Raw genomic sequence first — 18,585 nt, forward strand, 5'->3', positions numbered from 1 at the left:
ATATCCGTCACATCCGGAAGACGCCGAAGCCACCGCGCGCGCCCTCGTAGGGAGCGGTGTGGACGGCCGACAGGCACAGGCCGAGGACGGTGCGGGTGTCGCGCGGGTCGATGACGCCGTCGTCGTACAGCCGCCCGGACAGGAACATGGGCAGGGACTCGGACTCGATCTGCTGCTCCACCATCGCCCGCAGCGCCGCGTCGCCCTCTTCGTCGTACGGCTGTCCCTTCGCGGCGGCCGACTGACGGGCGACGATCGACAGCACGCCGGCGAGCTGCTGCGGGCCCATGACGGCGGACTTGGCGCTGGGCCAGGCGAAGAGGAAGCGGGGGTCGTAGGCGCGGCCGCACATGCCGTAGTGCCCGGCGCCGTACGACGCTCCCATGAGCACGGACAGATGCGGCACCGTCGAGTTGCTGACCGCGTTGATCATCATCGCGCCGTGCTTGATGATGCCGCCCTGCTCGTACTCCTTGCCGACCATGTAGCCGGTGGTGTTGTGCAGGAAGAGCAGCGGGATGTCGCGCTGGTTGGCGAGCTGGATGAACTGGGCGGCTTTCTGCGACTCCTCGCTGAAGAGGACCCCTTGGGCGTTCGCCAGCACCCCTATGGGGTAGCCGTGGAGCGTCGCCCAGCCGGTGACGAGGCTGGTCCCGTACAGCGGCTTGAACTCGTCGAAGTCGGAGGCGTCGACGATCCGGGCGATCACCTCGCGCGGGTCGAAGGGGGTGCGCAGGTCGCCGGGGACGATGCCCAGCAGTTCGTCCGCGTCGTACTTGGGCAGCTCGGCCGGGCCCGGATCGCCGTATGCCTTGCGGTGGTTGAGCCGGGCGACGACGCGTCGCGCCTGCCGGAGCGCGTCCTGCTCGTCCACGGCGAAGTAGTCCGCGAGGCCCGACACGCGCGCGTGCATCTCGGCGCCGCCCAGGGACTCGTCGTCGCTCTCCTCGCCGGTGGCCATCTTCACCAGGGGCGGCCCGCCGAGGAACACCTTCGCGCGCTCCTTGACCATGATCACGTGGTCGGACATGCCGGGGATGTACGCGCCGCCGGCGGTCGAGTTCCCGAAGACGACGGCGAGGGTCGGGATTCCGGCGGCGGAGAGCCGGGTGAGGTCGCGGAAGATGGCGCCGCCCGGGATGAAGATCTCCTTCTGGGACGGGAGGTCGGCGCCGCCGGACTCGACCAGGTTGATGCACGGCAGCCGGTTGGCGAGCGCGATGTCGTTCGCGCGCAGAGCCTTCTTCAGGCTCCAGGGGTTGCTGGCACCCCCGCGCACGGTCGGGTCGTTGGCGGTGATCAGGCACTCCACGCCCTCGACGACCCCGATGCCGGTGACGAGGGAGGCGCCGACCGTGTAGTCACTGCCCCAGGCGGCCAGCGGCGACAGCTCCAGGAAGGGCGTGTCGGGGTCGAGGAGCAGCTCGATGCGCTCGCGGGCGAGGAGTTTGCCGCGTTTGCGATGCCGCTCGACGTACTTCGGGCCGCCCCCGGCGAGCGCCTTCGCGTGCTCGGCGTCCAGGTCGGCGAGCTTGGCGAGCATGGCCTCGCGGTTCGCCCGGTAGTCCGCGCCGGCGAGGTCGAGGGCCGTGCTGAGAACCGTCACAGGAGGGCCTCCGGGATGTCCAGGTGGCGGGAGCGCAGCCATTCGCCGAGGGCTTTGGCCTGCGGATCGAAACGATGCTGGGCGGCGACGCCTTCGCCGAGGATTCCCTCGACGACGAAGTTGAGGGCGCGGAGGTTGGGGAGCGGGTGCCGGCTGACAGGCAGGTCGGCGGTCTCCGGGAGGAGCTCGCGGAATCGGTCGACGGTCAGCGTGTGCGCGAGCCAGCGCCAGGCCTCGTCGGTCCGGGCCCAGACACCCACGTTCGCGTTCCCGCCCTTGTCGCCGCTGCGGGCGCCGGCGACGAGACCGAGAGGAGCACGGCGCATGGGCCCCGGAGGGAGAGGCTCGGGCGGCGGTGGCTCCGGCACTTCTTCGAGTACGACGGTGTCCTGGGCCGGTGCCACAGGAACCCGCCGTCCGTCATGGAGGACCGCCACATGGGGGACGGCGCCATGGGGGACGTACACATCCTCGAAGACCCCATAAGGCGCGCCCTTGCCAGGTGGGGCGAGCACATGGAAGCCGGGGTAGCTCGCGAGCGCGAGCTCGATGGCGGCCCCGCTGAGCACCCGTCCCACGGCCTCCTGGTCGGGGTCCCGTACGACGAGCCGCAGCAGCGCACTCGCGGTCTCCTCGGTGTCGGCGTCGGGGTGGTCGGTGCGGACGAGGTCCCAGCGGACGTCGGCGGGCCGGGACTTGGCCAGCGCGTCCGTCATCTGCTCCCGTACGAGGTCGGCCTTGGCCTCGATGTCGAGCCCGGTCAGCACGAAGGCGACCTCGTTGCGGAAGCCGCCGAGCCGGTTGAGGCCGACCTTGAGGGTCGAGGGCGGGGCCTCGCCGCGTACGCCGTCGATACGGACGCGGTCGGGGCCGTCCTGGGTGAGGCGGACCGTGTCGAGGCGGGCGGTGACGTCGGGCCCGGCGTACCGGGCGCCGCCCGTCTCGTACAGGAGCTGCGCGGTCACCGTGCCGACGTCGACGAAGCCGCCGGTGCCGGGGTGCTTGGTGATGACCGCCGTGCCGTCCTCGTGGAGCTCGGCGAGGGGGAAGCCGGGGCGTCGGACGTCCCCCTCTTGGAAGAACGAGTAGTTCCCGCCGGTCGCCTGCGTCCCGCACTCCAGCACGTGCCCGGCGACGACGGCCCCCGCCAGCCGGTCGTACTCCCTGGGCCCCCACCCGAAGTGCGCGGCGGCGGGCCCCATGACCAGGGCCGCGTCCGTCACCCGCCCGGTGACCACGATGTCGGCGTCCTCCCGCAGACAGGCCGCGATGCCGAAGCCGCCGAGGTAGGCGTGGGCGGCGAGGCTGCCGGGGTGTTGGGCGGTGAGGTCGTCGCCCTCGACGTGGGCGACGCGGACGGGGATGCCGAGCCGGTCGGCCAACTCCCTCACGCGGTCGGCGAGTCCGGCGGGGTTGAGGCCGCCCGCGTTGGTGACGATCCTGACGCCGCGCTCGTGGGCGAGGCCGAGGCACTCCTCCAGCTGGCGGAGGAAGGTGCGGGCGTAACCGGCGCTCGGGTCCTTCAGCCGGTCCCTTCCCAGGATGAGCATGGTGAGTTCGGCGAGGTAGTCGCCGGTGAGGACGTCGAGTTCGCCGCCGGTGAGCATCTCGCGCAGGGCGTCGAAGCGGTCGCCGTAGAAGCCGGAGGCGTTGCCGATACGGAGAGTGCTCACCCCGCTTCCCCCTTCGGCGGGCGTCCGCTGCCCGGTGGGCCCGCGAAGGCCTGGGCGATGTCGAGCCAGCGGTCGGCGTCGGCGCCTTCGGTGCGCAGGGCCAGGTCGGTGCGGTGGGCTCGCTGGGTGACCAGGAGGCAGAAGTCGAGGGCGGGGCCGGTGACGCGGTCGGTGGCGTTCTCGGGGCCGTAGACCCACAACTCACCCGAAGGGGCGGTGAGTTCGATGCGGAACTCCTCGAAGGGCGGGGTCAGTCCGTGCACGCCGAAGGAGTAGTCGCGGGTCCGGACGCCGAGACGGGCGATGTGGCTCAGCCGGTCGGTGGGGGTGCGGGTCACGCCGAGTGCGTCCGCCACGTCCAGGCCGTGGGCCCAGGTCTCCATGAGGCGGGCGGTGGCCATGGAGGCGGTGGACATGGGCGGGCCGTACCAGGGGAAGCGGGCGCCTTCGGGGGCGGCCCGCAGGGCGTCGGCCAGGTCCTCACGTCCCGCGCGCCAGTACGCGAGCAGCCGCGCGGGAGGCTTCCCGGCACCCTCCTCCGCTCCGTTGTCCACGAAGTCGCCGGGCGCGGCCAGCGCCTTCTCGACCTCGCGTGAGAAGGCGTCCTGATCGGTCACCGCCAGCAGGGCGGAGTGGTCGGTCCAGGCGAGGTGGGCGATCTGGTGAGCGACGGTCCAGCCTGGGGCGGGGGTCGCGAGCTCCCACTGCTCGGGGCTCAACTTCGCCACGAGCAGGTCGAGTTCGTCGCTCTCGGCGCACAGATCGTCGATGACGGGCGTGGGGTCGGCCATGGGGCGAGGATGGCAGCGCGACCAGAAACAAGCAAGCGTGCTTGCATTATTACTCCCACCGAGCCTCTCACAGGGGGCCAGGTGATGAGGTGATGGGCAGATGTGTCCCCAAGGTGGGGTTCGGTCACCTGGGGTTTTGCTCTTCGGGGTGTCCTCTCCGTCACCCCCGGAGCCTTCGCTCACTTCGTGACGGCAGCCGGGGGCGGTGTCCTCCGCTGACGCGTGAAGGCGGGACGGCCGGAGGCGGTGGCGGCTGCGCCTCGGCGAGGCCGTCGAGGAGGCGTCTGCGGATCGGGCGGAGTCGCGGCGCGCGGCGGTAGCCGAGGTGGCGTTCCAGGGGCCAGAAGACGGGCTGGCCCGTGGTGCGTCCTGGGTCCGCCGTGACGGGTTCGGCTGTCGGGTCCGCCCCGTCCTTCCACTCCACGTCCTCGAATCCGCCGTTCTCCCCCGCGCCCCCGACGACGGGTCCCGCCAGTACGTCGGTCGTGCGGTGGATGTTGATCCAGGCGTGCAGGGTGTCCAGGGCGTGGATCGAGTCGGCGGGCGCGTAGCCGGGGTAGTGGCGCTGGAACACCACACCGACCGGACTGCCCGTGGTCAGCAGGGCGATGCGCCAGCGCAGGTCGGGCCGTACCTGCCACAGGGCCGCCACGGCGATCACGGATCCCATGGAGTGTGCCTGGATCAGCATGCGGCGGCGGTCGCTCTCGTCCAGCAGGTGCTCGATCCGGTGCACGAGTTCGGGGACGGTGCGCACCGCCCAGGCCGCCGGGGTGAACGGGTGCGCGGCGCGCGGCCAGAACGCGCCGAACGCCCAGGCCAGCCCCGCGTTCCGGCGCATCTCGGGCCGCAGCACGATGGCTCGTACGGCGAACACGGCCACCGCGACGAGACCCACGAGGATGACGGCTCCGAGTGTCGTCAACTGCTGTAGTACGTCGACCATGACGTCCCGTACGCCCGCCAGCCAGGAGCCGTCGCCGACCCAGTAGGCCCCGTACATGGCGCAGGTCAGGACGACGACCAGGACCGCGAGGGTGGCCAGGCCGCGGTCGTACCAGATCAGGGCGCGGACTCCGGCGTGCTCCGCGAACCGCAGTCTTCTCCACTGGCGTTCGTTGTCGAGGTTGTCGTCGGGGTCCGTGCGGGGTTCTGGGTCCGGAGGTGTGAGGCCCCGTCGCCAGGGGTGGCGCAGGGCCGTGCACGCGGCGGCGATGGCGCCCACCGCCACCCCGATCAGCACGACCAGCGGGAAGGCCGCCGCGACCACCTGGACGGCCCGTGGGATGAGGGTCGCGTACGGGTCACCGTCGGGGGTGAGCCAGCCCTGGAGCCACAGGGAGAACGCGGCGGTGTACAGCCAGCCCGTGAAGCAGGCCAGCACGCCCACCACGGGCCCCAGCAGCCCGTACAGGGTCGTCCTGGACGCCGAACCGGTCTCTCCGCGGACCATGGCGAGACAGGCGATGACCATGAGCACGAGGCCGACGCCCTGGGCGATCACCACGCAGTTCGCCTCCGCCCCCATGCCGGGCAGCATCGTGGAGCGTTCGCGGGCGGCGTCCCAGTCCCGGGACGGCACCGCGCAGCACAGCATGGCGGCGATCGTCACCAGTGAGCAGGCGCCGACAGCGGACTTCGCGTACCGCAGGGGCCATCGGAGCCTGCGCCGTGGACTGCCCATGGTTCCGTCGCGCTGGACGTAGGTGGCGCGGAAGTACGGGCCGTCGATCACCACGAGGAGGGCCATGACCAAGGTCAACACGAACACGGTCAGGGCCGGGGTGGCGTCGCCCTCGCGCAGGTCGTACTGGAGCGGCGGGACGATGAGCAGCATGGCCACGGTGAGCAGTCCCGCACACAGGTGCCGTGTCGTCAGGCCCTTCGCCCGCGTGTTGTGCTCCCAGAAGCCGCGGACCTCCAGGGGCCGCCGGGTGCTGTGTCCGTTGCGCCGGTGCCGGTCCCGTTCCTCGGCCTGCTCGTAGGTCTCGCACGAGGCGGTCCTGAGCACCGGGCGGTACTCGCGTTTGGCGTCCCGGGCGCTGAACGCCATCAGGGTGCCGACGATCAGCGGCGCGAGGGACGCAAGGGCCAGGCCCGCCCCGGTGTCCAGTTTCCGAGCCGCGGTCACCGCGAAGTTCCCCGAGACGCAGTCGGCGGTCTCGGCTCCGCACTGCCAGACGACCTGGTCCATGGCCGCCTGCCCGAAGACGCCGACCAGCATCACGGTCAGGGAGAGTCCGAGCAGCCGCGCCCCGAAGCTGTACAGGGAGCCCTGCCATGAGCGTTCCGGTAAGCGTGGCTGCATCCACGTCACCAGGTTGATCACGAGAAACGGCAGGAGGAAGAGCCAGGCGGCCCGGCCGGCCCCGCCGATCAGCAGCCGGGGCCAGTCGTACACCTCCCGCAGGGTGCGCGGCCCGTCCGTGCCCTCCTCTGCGGGCCGGTACCAGCCCGCGCTGTCGTCCCCGCTCACCTGGCGTACCCCGGGCGGCCGGAGAACCTCCTCGCGGTCCACGACACCGGTGCCGGGTATGACCAGTTCGACCAGTTCGACCGGCCCCGGCGGGGGTGGTTCACCGACGTGCGCGCCCGGTGTTCCGTTGTCCATGACAGCTCAGCGTGAGGCTGCCGACTGCCGCTGACAATGCGCAGAATGTACGAGATGCCGACGGGCGGGCGAGGCGTCAACTGCCCAAGGTGTCCGGCGACTTCGCCTTCCCCCGCCCCACCTGAGTCCGCACCGCCCCCATGCTCGCAGCGATCACCAGCGCGATCGCCGCCGACTCCGTGGCGGTCAGGGCCTGGTTCAGGACGAGGAAGCCGGCCGTCGCGGCGATGGCCGGTTCCAGGCTCATCATGATCGCGAAGGTGGAGGCCGGGAGACGGCGCAGGGCGACGAGTTCGAGGGTGTAGGGGAGGACGGAGGAGAGGACCGCCACCGCCGAGCCGAGGGCGATCGTCGTGGGGTCGAGGAGCTTCGCGCCGGATTCGGCGATGCCCAGCGGGAGGAACACCAGCGCCGCGACCACCATCGCGAGGGCGAGCCCGTCGGCCTGCGGGAAGCGGCGCCCCGTACGGGCGCTGAAGACGATGTACGCCGCCCACATGGCACCGGCACCCAGGGCGAACAGGACACCGACGGGGTCGAGGCCGCCGAAGCCTCCGCCGCTGAGGAGGAAGACACCGGCGAGGGCGAGAGCCGCCCAGACGAGGTTGACCGCCCGGCGGGAGGCGGCGACCGAGAGCGCCAGGGGGCCCAGGACTTCCAGGGCTACCGCCGGGCCCAGGGGGATGCGGTCGATGGACTGGTAGAAGAGCCCGTTCATCCCGGCCATCGTGATGCCGAAGACGACGACCGTGCCCCAGTCCGCACGCGTGTACCCGCGCAGCCGCGGCCGGCAGACGACGAGCAGGACCAGCGCGGCGGCCACCAGCCGCAGGGTCACCACCCCGGACGCCCCGGCCCGCGGCATCAGGCTCGCCGCGAGGGCGCCGCCGAACTGCACGGAGATGCCCGCGGACAGCACCAGGCCGATGGAGCCCAGGGAGCCCCAGCGGCGCGGGGCACCCGCCGGAGCGGGCCCATGATCCGTCACGGGAGCGGCAACCGAGGTCGGGTCGGACGGGGCGGCGGCGCTGGGGGTGCTCACGGGGCCTTCCAGAGGATCAGCTCGGGGTTCGTTCATCATTTCGTTCAGCATGATGCACTGCTCGGTCCAGGGTAGTGGACTCCGTCAGGCGTGTGAACTCGTTATGCCACTGTCTTTCATGCCGAGACGGGCGATCGCTGCGCCCCCGTGTCCATCGGAGAGCGGAAGCGGAAACACCGCATTGACGCACTCCGGGCCTCTGGTGAAAGTCCTGACCGGTACGGAGCGGGCTGAGACCGTGAGCCGGTGACCCAGCCCCCGGCGCAGCCCCTCCCACCTCTCCCGCCCCTCCTGTCCCGCCGCGCCGTGCTCCGCGGAGGAGCCGCCGCAGTGGCCGGTCTTGCCCTCGCCGCGAGCACCCGTCAGCCCGCCTTCGCCACGCCGCCCCGTCACCGTCGGCGGCTGCGGGTGCTGATCGCCACCAACGAGCCCTGGGGCACGTACCACATCCGGCCGCTCCTCGCCGAGACCGGGCGGCGGCGCTGGTCGGTGACCCAGTTGGTGCCCGACCTGTCGCGCATCACGCCCGGGGACCCGGTGCCGGTGGCGACGCCGGGCACGGCGCCCGCAGCGGACCTGCTGGTGGTGACCGGTGCCGGCGACTGGTCGCTCGAATGTACCGAGCGGTTCGCGCGGCTGCCGCTGGCGGCGAGTTCGCTGGTATCTGGGACCTCAAGAGGCGCCCGGAGCACGGCAGTTGCGCCCCCGGCTGCGTACGATCACCTCCTCGTCGCCCGCCGAGGCGCGGGCCTTCGCCGGGTACCTGGGCACGCGGCGCCGGATCCGCGTGGTCGGCTCACCCCAGACCGACACGCTGCCGGAACACCGGCCTGAGCCGGGCCTCGTCCTGGTGCTCACCAGCGTCACCCGCCCCGACGACACCGGTGGCTCCGCGCCCGGCACGGAGCTGCTGCTCGCCGCCACGGAACAACTCGCGGCATCCGGCCGACGGATCCTGGTCGGCCTGCACCGTTCCTTTGGACTGAACAGGAGTGGCCCATTCAGCCGCACGCCCCGAACGGTCTTGGGCGCACTGGTCCCCGGCGTACTCGACCCCGGGGCGGCGACACGCATCCTGTGCGTGGTCCGAGCCCGGGAGGCCAGTTCCCTGTACGACCTGGCCAGATGAGCACGGCCAGTGGCGACGGGGAGGCCCTGAACCATCACTCCGGTGGAGCAGGGGCCCCGCACGCTGGCGCCGAACTCGGCGTCCCAGATCGCACGACCACGTTAACCCGGATGGTCCAGGGCGCCGCAAGCCTGCAAGCGGACCATCACACGATCGAGCTAAAGCGACCTTCTGCACGCCTCTCAGCGAGCAGTTACTAACCCCCTCAGCCGCGGCCTGAACCGGCACCTCGCGGAAGCACATCCAAAGCCTCCGCCAACACCTCCGCCACATGCCGCCCCCGCACCCCCGTCACCTCCCCCAACTGCGTCCGGCAGGAGAACCCGTCCGCCAGCACCACCGCCCCCTCACCCGCGCCCCGCACCGCCGGCACCAACTGCTCCTCCGCGCACGCCACCGACACCCCGAAGTGCCCCTTCTCGAAGCCGAAGTTGCCCGCGAGACCGCAGCAGCCTCCGCTCAACTCACCCTCCAAGCCAGCCAATTGACGCAACCGCCGATCCGCCGCGTCACCCAGCACCGCGTGCTGGTGGCAATGGGTCTGGCCGACCACCGGACGGTCCACGCGGGGCGGCGTCCAGTCGGGCGCCAGCTGCTCCAGGGCCTCCGCGAAGGTCAGGACGCGGTCGGCGAGGCGGTGGGCGCGGGGGTCGTCGGGGAGGAGTTCGGGGACGTCGGAGCGCAGGGCTGCCGCGCAGCTGGGTTCCAGGACGATGACAGGTACGGGCCGGTCCAGCAAGGGCTCCAGGAGGTCGAGCGTACGGCCCACCACCCGCCGTGCCCGGTCGAGTTGGCCCGTCGACACATACGTCAGTCCGCAGCAGACCCGCCCCCGGCGCCCCGCCATCGTCCTCGTCGGCGGCAGCACCGCCGAGATCCCCGCCGCCTCCAGGACCCGTACGGCCGCCTGCCCCACCGTCGGCGACAGATGCTCGGTGAAGGTGTCCGGCCAGAGCAGGGCGACGGTGTGGAGGCCGTCGCCGAAGGAGGCGTCCCCTTCCCGTACCGGCCTCAGCACCCGTCCGGCCCGCTCCTTGACCCGCCGCCCCCACCACCGGCTGAACGTCTCCGTCGCCAGCCGCGGAATCTCCCGTTCGGGCGCGATCCCGCCCAGCCGTTTCGCGACCCGGGCCAACGGCCGTAGGGAAGCAAGGGCATTGACCACCGGCGCCGTGCGCGTAACCGCCCGCAGCCACACCGGCAGCCACCCCATGCTGTAGTGCGCGGCCGGGCGGCGCCGCCCGGCGTAGTGGTGGTGCAGGAACTCCGCCTTGTACGTGGCCATGTCCACCTCGACCGGGCAGTCCGACCGGCACCCCTTGCAGGACAGGCACAGATCCAGCGCGTCCCGGACCTCCTCGGAGCGCCAGCCGTCGGTCACCAGCTCGCCCGCCAGCATCTCGTGCAGCAGCCGGGCACGCCCGCGTGTGGAGTGCTGTTCCTCGCCGGTCACCCGGAAGGACGGGCACATGACGGAAGGCCCGGACACCGACGTCGTACGGCATTTGGCGACCCCCACGCACCGCCGTACCGCCGCCGAGAAGTCGCCGCCGTCGGACGGGTAGCCGAACACGACGTCCACCGGCTCGCGCGGCAGGACGGAGAAGCGGAGGTTGGTGTCCAGCGCCGCCGGCCGGACCAGCATGCCCGGGTTGAGCAGGTCGTCCGGGTCCCAGACCCCCTTCGCCCGCTCGAAGAGCCCCACCATCTCCTCCCCGTACATCTTCGGCAGCAGTTCCGCCCGCGCCTGCCCGTCCCCGTGCTCCCCCGACAGCGAGCCGCCGTGCGCCACGACGATCTCGGCCAGCTCCTCCGAGAAGCGCCGGAAGCGGCCGATCCCCGCGTCGGAGAAGAGGTCGAAGTCGATCCGGACGTGGATGCAGCCGTCCCCGAAGTGCCCGTACGGCGTCCCGCGCAGCCCGTGAGCATTCAGCAGCCCCCTGAAGTCCCGCAAATATGCGCCCAGTCGCTCGGGCGGCACCGCGCAGTCCTCCCAGCCCGGCCAGGCCTCGCTGCCGTCCGGCATCCGGGTGGCCGTACCGCTCGCGTCCTCCCGGATGCGCCACAGCGCCCGTTGCCCGGCCGGATCGGTCATCACCAGCGCGTCCACGACATCGGCGGCCCGCACGATCGCCTCCGCACGCGCGCGTGCCTCCGCCGTGTCCGACCCGCCCGTCTCCACGAACAGCCAGGCCCCGCCCCGGGGCAGCGCGGTCGCCGACGGCACCAGGTCCGCCGCCATCCCCTCCACCGTGAGCGGCCCGTACGGCAGCAGCCCGGCCGCCGCCTCCGCCGCCGCGCTCTCGTCGGCGTACGCCAGCACGGCCAGCGCACGCGCGCGTGGCGCCTCCACCAGTCGTACGACCGCCTCGGTGAGGACGCCCAAGGTGCCCTCGCTGCCGCAGAAGGAACGGGCGACATCGGCGCCCTTCTCGGGCAGCAGCGCGTCCAGCGCGTATCCGGAGATACGGCGGGGCAGGTCCGGGAATCCGGTCCGCAGCCTCGCCAACTCACCGTCCACCAGGGCCCGTAGCCCCTCCGGCGCCCCGGCCCACCCCTGCCCGAGCCGCAGTCGCTCGCCGCGCGCGGTGAGCACGGACAGTTCCCGCACGCTGTCCGCGGTGGTCCCCCACGCCACCGAGTGCGAGCCGCAGGAGTTGTTGCCGATCATTCCGCCGAGCGTGCACCGGCTGTGGGTGGAGGGGTCGGGCCCGAAGCGCAGGCCGTGCGGGGCGGCGGCGTCCTGAAGGCGGTCGAGGACGAGGCCGGGCTGGACGACGGCGGTGCGGGCCTCGGGGTCCAGGGACACGAGCCGGTTCATGTGACGGGTGAAGTCCAGCACGATGCCGGTACCGGTGGCCTGTCCGGCGATGGAGGTACCTCCACCCCGGGCCACCACCGGCACCATGTGGTCCCGGCACACTTCCAGCACGGCGGCGACGTCGTCAGCGTCATGTGGTGCGACCACACCCAAGGGGACACGCCGGTAGTTGGACGCGTCCATGGTGGTCAGCGCCCGCGAGGTGACGTCGAACCCGACCTCGCCACGGACGACGGAACGCAGCGCAGCCTCTAGATCCCTCATTCCTCCAGCAAACCAGCCGACGTCCGGCAATCCAGCCCGTCCGGCGTTTGAGGACGAGGCCGTTCAGGCCGAAGCGGGGGTCTGGGGGCGGCAGCCCCCAGGGACGGTCACCCAAACGCCGTCTCACCCGACGGACGAGGTTTCACCCAGGTTTCCCCCACCGGCTAACCTCACCCCGTGGCTGAGATCCAGATTCCCGCTGACATCAAGCCCGCCGACGGACGTTTCGGCGCTGGCCCCTCCAAGGTGCGGACGGAAGCGCTGGACGCGCTGGCCGCCACCGGCGCCTCTCTCATGGGCACCTCCCACCGCCAGGCCCCGGTGAAAAACCTGGTCGGCAAGGTGCGCGAGGGCGTGCGCGACCTGTTCCAGCTGCCCGAGGGCTATGAGGTCGTCCTCGGCAACGGCGGCTCGACCGCGTTCTGGGACATCGCGACCCACGGCCTGATCGAGAACAAGTCCCAGCACCTCACCTTCGGCGAGTTCTCCTCCAAGTTCGCCAAGGCCGCCAAGCTCGCCCCCTGGCTCGCCGAGCCGGACGTCATCTCCACCGACCCGGGCACGCACCCGGAGCCGGTCGCGGCGGAGGGCGTCGACGTCTACGCCTTCACCCACAACGAGACGTCCACCGGTGTCGCCATGCCGATCAAGCGGGTGGCCGGTGCCGACGAGGGCGCCCTCGTCCTGGTCGACGCCACCTCGGGTGCCGGCGGCCTCCCGGTCGACGTGTCCGAGACCGACGTCTACTACTTCGCCCCGCAGAAGTCCTTCGCCTCCGACGGCGGCCTGTGGATCGGCGTCTTCTCCCCCGCCGCGATCGAGCGCGCCGAGCGCATCCACGCGTCCGGCCGCCACATCCCGGAGTTCTTCAGCCTCCCCACGGCGATCGACAACTCCCGCAAGAACCAGACGTACAACACCCCCGCCCTCGCCACCCTCTTCCTCCTGAACGACCAGCTGGAGTGGATCAACGGCCAGGGCGGCCTGGACTGGGCGGTCCGCCGCACCGCCACCTCCGCCCGCACGCTGTACGGCTGGGCCGAGGACATCAAGTACGCCAACCCCTTCGTCACCGACCCGGCCAAGCGCTCGGCGGTCATCGGCACGATCGACTTCACGGACGAGATCGACGCCGCCGCCGTCGCCAAGGTCCTGCGCGCCAACGGCATCGTCGACACCGAGCCCTACCGCAAGCTCGGCCGCAACCAGCTGCGCGTCGCGATGTTCCCGGCGATCGACCCGGCCGACATCGAGGCGCTGACCAAGTGCATCGACTACGTGATCGAGAAGCTCTGATCGCAGCCGTACGAGGATGAGGGGCGCCCGGAACTTTCCGGGCGCCCCTCATCGTCGTACGGCCTGATCACACCATCTGGGACTTCACATGGTCGATGACCTGGTCGAACTCGGCCGTCGGCGAGAAGTCGATGTACTCGCAGTCCTCCAGCGCCAGCGGAACGTGACCGGGTGCCCAGTAGAACGCCTGCCCCGGTTCATAGGTCTCCTCGCCCTCGGGGGTCCGCATCTGCAGACGGCCCGAGAACAGGTAGCCCCAGTGGGGGCACTGGCACATGTCATCGGGCAGGCCCTTCAGGGCCGGCGCCATGTCCGTGCCCTTCGGCAGCCGGACGAACGCGACGCTCATCTCTCCGCCGATGGTGGTCTTGCGCAGTTCCACGCCCTCGCCCTCCAGGGCGACCGCGGTACCTTCCTTCGTCACCGCTGTCATGATTCCTCCAGGTTCGTCACCTTCAGTCTCCCGCCGGAGGACGAGGGATGCCCACCTCAGCGGCTGAGCTTCTGGAACCGCCGCACCGCGAGCGGCAGGAAGATCAGCGTGAGGATCACCGGCCACACTCCCGCCATCAGCAGCGCGTGCTGCTCCACCCAGGAGTCGCCGGTCGCGCCCGGTGAGCCGAAGAGGTCGCGGGTGGCCGCCGCCGTGGAGGAGATGGGGTTCCAGGCCGCGACCCAGCCGAGCCAGTCCGGCATCAGCTGCGGGGCGACGAAGATGCTGGAGATCATCGTCAGCGGGAAGGCGACCGCGAAGAGTCCGCCCGCCGCCTCGGGGTTGGGTACGAGCAGGCCCAGCCACACGCCGATCCAGATCAGCGCGAACCGCAGCCACAACAGCAGTCCGAAGGCCGCGAGGAAGCCGAAGCCGCCGTCCGGGCGCCAGCCCATCGCGAAGGCCGTCAGCATCATGATGCCGAGTTCCGCGCAGGCCACGACGAGGTCGGTCACGCCGCGTCCGGCGACGACCGCGGAGGAGGCCATCGGCATGGAGCGGAACCGGTCGATGACGCCCTTGGTGGAGTCGTACACCACGACGGTCGCCGTGTTGATGAAGCCGAAGGCCATGGTCATCACGAACATGCCCGGCATCAGGAAGTCCTGGTAGTTCCCGCCGCCGGGCACCTTCATGGCGCTGCCGAAGACATAGCCGTAGAGGAGGACGGACAGGATCGGGAAGCCCAGCTGCCAGGCGATGTTGACGGGCTGGCGCTGGTAGTGGGTGAGGCCGCGGCGGACGATGTTCCAGCAGTCGGCGAGTGCCCAGTAGGTGCGGCTGCGGGTGGGGTGCCCGGTCAGGTCGAGAGCGCTCACTTCGCGGCCTCCTTCTCGGTCTTCTCCGTACGGTGTCCGGTCAGCCGCAGGAACACGTCGTCCAGGCTGGGCCTGCGCAGCCCTATGTCCTCGACCGGCACGCCCTCGTCCTGGAGGGTGCGGGCGACCTCGGTGAGCGCGGACACCCGGTCGGTCACCGGCGCGTGCACGCGCAGTTCGGTCTCGTCGGCCTCGGGTTCACCGTCCGAGACACGGGCGACCACCTTCACCACGCGCGGGATGTCGGACCGCTCGGCGACCACGACCTCGATACGGTCACCGCCGACGAGGTTCTTCAGCCCGTCCGGGGTGTCGTCGGCGATGGACCGCCCCTGGTCGATGACGGTGATGTGCGAGGCCAGCTTGTCGGCCTCCTCCAGGTACTGCGTGGTCAGCAGTACGGTCGTACCGCTGGCGACCAACGCCCTTACCGACTCCCAGACTTCACCCCGGCTGCGGGGATCGAGTCCCGTCGTCGGCTCGTCCAGGAAGAGGACCGCCGGGGCGAGGATCATCGACGCGGCGAGGTCGAGGCGGCGCCGCATGCCGCCGCTGTAGGCGCCCACGCCCTTGTCGGCGGCGTCGGCCAGGTCGAACTGGTCCAGCAGCTCGGTGGCCCGCAGCCGCGCCCGCTTTCCGCCGAGGTGGAACAGCCGGCCGAACATCTCCAGGTTCTGCCGCCCGGTGAGCACCTCGTCCACGGCGGCGTACTGCCCGGTCAGCCCGATCCTCGCGCGCACGTCGCGGGGATGCCGTACGACGTCCAGGCCGGCCACCGTCGCGCTCCCGCCGTCCAGCCGGACCAGCGTGGACAGGATGCGGACGGCGGTGGTCTTGCCGGCGCCGTTCGGCCCGAGCAGGCCGTGGACGGTGCCCTCGCGCACGGTGAGGTCGAAGCCGTCGAGGGCGCGTTTCTCGCCGTATCGCTTCTCCAGGCCCTCCGCCCGGACCGCGTAACCGTCACTCATGGGGTCCCCCTTCTCATCAACTGAGTACACCGTACCCGATTGCGCGTACACTGTACCCAGTTTTTGCTCGAGGATCTAAGCTGAGCGTCATGAAGAGCGGCAAGGGCGGTACCGGCTCCACGGAGACCAGCGGCAGCGGCGACATCGGGCGCACGCTCAAACTGCTGTGGGACACCGGCCGACGGCCCAGCCGCGGCCCGAAGCCGGGGCTGAGCCTTGACCAGATCGTGGAGGCGGCCGTCCGGATCGCGGACGCGGACGGCCTGGAGGCGCTCTCGATGCGCCGTGTCGCCACCGAACTCGGCACCGGCACCATGTCCCTCTACCGCTACGTCCCCGGCAAGGGCGAGCTGCTCGACCTGATGCTGGACCGCGTCCAGAAGCCGTCCGAGAACCCGGCCGACCTCGGCGAGGGCGACTGGCGCTCGGCGCTGGAGGCCCTGGGCCGCGCCACCCTCGACCTCTACCGGCGCCACCCCTGGCTGCTCCAGGTCAACCAGACCCGCCCGATCCTCGGCCCGAGCGCGCTCGACGGCATGGAGAAGGTGCTCACGCTCATCCGGCCGATGGGGCTGAGCGACCCCGAACTGGTCTCGGCGATCATCATGATCGACGGGTACGTCGTCGGCGCGGCCCGCACGCAGCTGTACCAGCAGGAGGCGGAGCGCCGGACCGGCCTCACGGACGCGGAGTTCTGGCAGGCCCAGGTGCCGACGCTGGAAAAGGTCCTCGCGTCGGGCCGCTACCCGGTGATGGCCTCCCTCTCCGAGGACGCCTTCGGCTCCGACTTCGACCACTTCGAGTTCGGACTGCAGCGGATCCTGGACGGCCTGGAGGTGTTCGTCGCCCGGCGCGGCGAAGGGTGACAGAGCAGGCGATCGGTGCCTGTATGGAAGGCATGGATACGCCGAGCACGAGCCCCGAGCTCACCCGCTTCACCAAGCAGTGGGCCGTCCTCCTCACCAGCCACAAGAAGGACGGCACCGGAGTCGGCACCCCCGTGAGCATCGCCGTCGAGGGTGACCACGCGTACTTCCGCACGCCGGGCGCCGCCGCGAAGGTGAAGCGCCTGCGCAACAACCCGGAGGTGGAGATCGCCCCCTCCACCGTCCGCGGCGCCCCGACCGGTCCGGCGATCCACGCGCGGGCCCGGCTGCTGGACCGCGGCAGTGACGAGGACAAGCACGCGGCCCGGCTGCTGCGCAAGAAGTACCCCTTCCTGCAAGGGGTGTTCGTGCCGCTGACCCACAAGGTGATGCGGACGCAGACGCTGCACTACGAGGTGCGGCCCGTGGCGGAGAAGCCGCAGGACTGACGCAGGCGGGCCTACGACCGCCGCAGCAGCCGCCTGAACCAGAGGCCGACGCCGAGTGTCGCGACGACGGCGATGGCGCCGATCTTCAAGGTTTCACTGTCGCCGTCACCGTCCCCGCCCGCCGCCGAACTCCCGTTCCCGGAGGGCGACTCGGACTCGTCGGCGCGGTCGGGCGCGTCCCTGGCCTCCACCTCGCTGTTCGCGCCCTCGCTCCCGAGCATCAGCTTCGTGCCGTCGACGCTGTAGCTGACGGACTCCCCCTGGCCGATCGGCACGCTGATCCGCCCCTGCCGCTTGATCTTCCCGTCGTTCCAGTCGTAGGAGATCCCGCCGAAGTATCCGCGTACGGCGAGCTGCTTGCCGTCGGGTGAGAAGGCGGCGTCGGTGGCCCACAGGTCGACGGCGGCGGCGGGCTTGAAGACGTTGCTCCCGGAGGTGGAGAGCTTGGCCGGGCCCTCGTACAGATGCCCGCCGTCCTCCTGCTTGTCGATGATGTAGACGCGCCCGGTCTTGGGGTGGACGACCATCGACTCGGCGTCCCGCGAACCGTTCGAGTACTTCACGACGTACTGCGTGGCCCGGACGCTCTGGTCTGTGAGGTCCTTGGGCTCGGGCAGCTGGTAGATCCACACATAGGGCCAGGTGACACCGTCGTTGTCGCCGATGTCGCCGACCCAGATCTGGTTGTCCGGCCCGATGGCGATGGCCTCGACGTCGCGCGGCATGCCCACGCCGGTCATGGTGATCCGCGCGACGGTCTCGCCGGTGGCGCTGTCGACGGCGTACAGGTAGGCGCCGTCGTCCTGGTCGTTGTGCGTCCAGTAGATGCCCGGGTGCTGACGTGAGGCGGCGAGGCCGCTGGACTCGGTGATGCGGGGGTCGCTGATGGAGAAGGTCTCGTCACCGTCGGCGGCGGAGGCGGGCAGGGCGAACACACCCACGAGGAGGACCCCGGCAAGGAACGCGAGCAGTCGGCGCATGCCCCCAAGCCTGCCATCCCGAGCCCGCGTTCACGGAGCGTGTCGGGCTTCACATCCCACCGCCGCCGCTGATCGTCCATCATGAGCGGATGCTCAGGTTCATGCCCGTCGGCGACTCCCAGACGATCGGAAGCGCGGGCGAACACACATGGCGTTACCGGCTGTGGCAGCACCTGCGCGAGACGTACGGCGGCCCGTTCAAGCTGGTCGGCCCGCGCGAGACGCTGTACGACCAGGCGACGGGCACCCCCACGTCGTACGAGTACGCCGACCCCGACTTCCCCCGCGCCCATCTCGCCGGCTGGGGCGAGGGCTGGCTGCACATGACCCCGCTGATCGGCGAGGCGGTGCGGTCGTGCCGGGCGGATGTGCTCTTGGTCTCCCTGGGCCTGATCGACCTGGGCTTCTACACGAACGCCGACCAGACGGCGGAGAACGCCCGGGCCTTCGTGGCGGCGGCACGGGCGGCGAACCCGAAGGTGCGGATGGTCGTACTCCCGGTGATCCCGAACGTCCGCGCCGACACGGACGCCGCCTTCGCCGCCCAGGTCACCCGCTTCAACGAACTGCTGGCCAAGGCGGTCGCCGACCTGGACGAGCCCCGCTCACCCCTGCTGCTGGCGTCGCCGCCACCGTCGTACGACATCAACTTCGACACCTACGACGGCACCCACCCGAACGCGAGCGGCGAGCACAGGATCGCGGCGGCCTTCGCGGACGCGATGTATCAGGCGTGGGATGTGGGGGAGCCCTACGAGGCCGACTGACCGTCAATGGC

The 18,585-nt window shown here is 71.1% G+C and carries 16 protein-coding genes; 5 read left to right on the forward strand and 11 right to left on the reverse strand.

What is annotated here, in order from left to right:
- Nucleotides 1–7: 7 nt before the first annotated feature.
- The 6 genes from AB0I98_RS14185 to AB0I98_RS14210 all read right to left on the reverse strand — a co-directional run bounded on the left by AB0I98_RS14185 (nucleotide 8) and on the right by AB0I98_RS14210 (nucleotide 8,283).
- Nucleotides 8–1,606: a carboxyl transferase domain-containing protein gene (locus AB0I98_RS14185; protein WP_362940299.1), complete on the reverse strand. Its 1,599-nt coding sequence runs from the start codon at nucleotides 1,604–1,606 to the stop codon at nucleotides 8–10.
- Nucleotides 1,603–3,279 (reverse strand): acyclic terpene utilization AtuA family protein, encoded by a 1,677-nt coding sequence (locus AB0I98_RS14190; protein ID WP_362940302.1) that lies wholly within the window; start codon nucleotides 3,277–3,279, stop codon nucleotides 1,603–1,605. Before AB0I98_RS14190 ends, AB0I98_RS14185 begins: the two co-directional genes overlap by 4 nt.
- Nucleotides 3,276–4,070, reverse strand: coding sequence for a TIGR03084 family metal-binding protein (locus tag AB0I98_RS14195; protein ID WP_362940305.1), 795 nt, complete (start codon nucleotides 4,068–4,070; stop codon nucleotides 3,276–3,278). Before AB0I98_RS14195 ends, AB0I98_RS14190 begins: the two co-directional genes overlap by 4 nt.
- A gap of 160 nt (nucleotides 4,071–4,230) precedes the next feature.
- Nucleotides 4,231–6,681 (reverse strand): hypothetical protein, encoded by a 2,451-nt coding sequence (locus tag AB0I98_RS14200; RefSeq protein WP_362940308.1) that lies wholly within the window; start codon nucleotides 6,679–6,681, stop codon nucleotides 4,231–4,233.
- Nucleotides 6,682–6,757: 76 nt separating this feature from the next.
- On the reverse strand, nucleotides 6,758–7,723 hold the full coding sequence (locus AB0I98_RS14205) for an EamA family transporter (protein WP_362940311.1): 966 nt from the start codon (nucleotides 7,721–7,723) through the stop codon (nucleotides 6,758–6,760).
- A 389-nt stretch (nucleotides 7,724–8,112) separates the two neighbouring features.
- Entirely contained in the window at nucleotides 8,113–8,283 is a 171-nt protein-coding gene (locus AB0I98_RS14210; protein WP_362940314.1) for a hypothetical protein, read from the reverse strand.
- A gap of 137 nt (nucleotides 8,284–8,420) precedes the next feature.
- Between AB0I98_RS14210 and AB0I98_RS14215 the strand changes: the two genes are divergently transcribed.
- A complete protein-coding gene (locus AB0I98_RS14215; RefSeq protein WP_362940317.1) occupies nucleotides 8,421–8,852 on the forward strand; it encodes a hypothetical protein in 432 nt (143 codons plus the stop codon).
- Nucleotides 8,853–9,057: 205 nt separating this feature from the next.
- Here the strand turns inward: AB0I98_RS14215 and AB0I98_RS14220 are convergent, their stop codons facing one another.
- Nucleotides 9,058–11,937: an FAD-binding and (Fe-S)-binding domain-containing protein gene (locus AB0I98_RS14220; protein ID WP_362940320.1), complete on the reverse strand. Its 2,880-nt coding sequence runs from the start codon at nucleotides 11,935–11,937 to the stop codon at nucleotides 9,058–9,060.
- A gap of 177 nt (nucleotides 11,938–12,114) precedes the next feature.
- Between AB0I98_RS14220 and serC the strand changes: the two genes are divergently transcribed.
- A complete protein-coding gene (serC, locus tag AB0I98_RS14225; protein ID WP_362940323.1) occupies nucleotides 12,115–13,233 on the forward strand; it encodes a phosphoserine transaminase in 1,119 nt (372 codons plus the stop codon).
- 67 nt (nucleotides 13,234–13,300) lie between these two features.
- Here serC and AB0I98_RS14230 read toward each other — a convergent pair whose 3' ends face one another.
- The 3 genes from AB0I98_RS14230 to AB0I98_RS14240 are packed head-to-tail and all read right to left on the reverse strand — an operon-like array spanning nucleotide 13,301 to nucleotide 15,512.
- The gene (locus AB0I98_RS14230; RefSeq protein WP_362940326.1) at nucleotides 13,301–13,666 is read right to left on the reverse strand and encodes a hypothetical protein; all 366 of its coding nucleotides are present in this window, start codon (nucleotides 13,664–13,666) and stop codon (nucleotides 13,301–13,303) included.
- A gap of 56 nt (nucleotides 13,667–13,722) precedes the next feature.
- On the reverse strand, nucleotides 13,723–14,544 hold the full coding sequence (locus tag AB0I98_RS14235) for an ABC transporter permease (protein WP_328502637.1): 822 nt from the start codon (nucleotides 14,542–14,544) through the stop codon (nucleotides 13,723–13,725).
- Nucleotides 14,541–15,512: an ATP-binding cassette domain-containing protein gene (locus AB0I98_RS14240; RefSeq protein WP_362940329.1), complete on the reverse strand. Its 972-nt coding sequence runs from the start codon at nucleotides 15,510–15,512 to the stop codon at nucleotides 14,541–14,543. Before AB0I98_RS14240 ends, AB0I98_RS14235 begins: the two co-directional genes overlap by 4 nt.
- 89 nt (nucleotides 15,513–15,601) lie before the next feature.
- Between AB0I98_RS14240 and AB0I98_RS14245 the strand changes: the two genes are divergently transcribed.
- Both AB0I98_RS14245 and AB0I98_RS14250 read left to right on the forward strand, forming a co-directional pair.
- The gene (locus AB0I98_RS14245) at nucleotides 15,602–16,378 is read left to right on the forward strand and encodes a TetR/AcrR family transcriptional regulator (protein WP_362940332.1); all 777 of its coding nucleotides are present in this window, start codon (nucleotides 15,602–15,604) and stop codon (nucleotides 16,376–16,378) included.
- 32 nt (nucleotides 16,379–16,410) lie between these two features.
- The gene (locus tag AB0I98_RS14250) at nucleotides 16,411–16,827 is read left to right on the forward strand and encodes a PPOX class F420-dependent oxidoreductase (RefSeq protein ID WP_362940335.1); all 417 of its coding nucleotides are present in this window, start codon (nucleotides 16,411–16,413) and stop codon (nucleotides 16,825–16,827) included.
- Nucleotides 16,828–16,838: 11 nt separating this feature from the next.
- Here AB0I98_RS14250 and AB0I98_RS14255 read toward each other — a convergent pair whose 3' ends face one another.
- Nucleotides 16,839–17,807 (reverse strand): WD40 repeat domain-containing protein, encoded by a 969-nt coding sequence (locus AB0I98_RS14255; RefSeq protein WP_362940338.1) that lies wholly within the window; start codon nucleotides 17,805–17,807, stop codon nucleotides 16,839–16,841.
- Nucleotides 17,808–17,896: 89 nt separating this feature from the next.
- Between AB0I98_RS14255 and AB0I98_RS14260 the strand changes: the two genes are divergently transcribed.
- Nucleotides 17,897–18,574 carry a GDSL-type esterase/lipase family protein gene (locus AB0I98_RS14260; protein ID WP_362940341.1) on the forward strand — a complete coding sequence of 226 codons (678 nt, stop codon included), beginning with the start codon at nucleotides 17,897–17,899 and terminating at the stop codon, nucleotides 18,572–18,574.
- Nucleotides 18,575–18,585 lie beyond the last annotated feature (11 nt).

It is taken from the genome of Streptomyces sp. NPDC050211, from assembly GCF_040656035.1.
GTDB lineage: Bacteria > Actinomycetota > Actinomycetes > Streptomycetales > Streptomycetaceae > Streptomyces.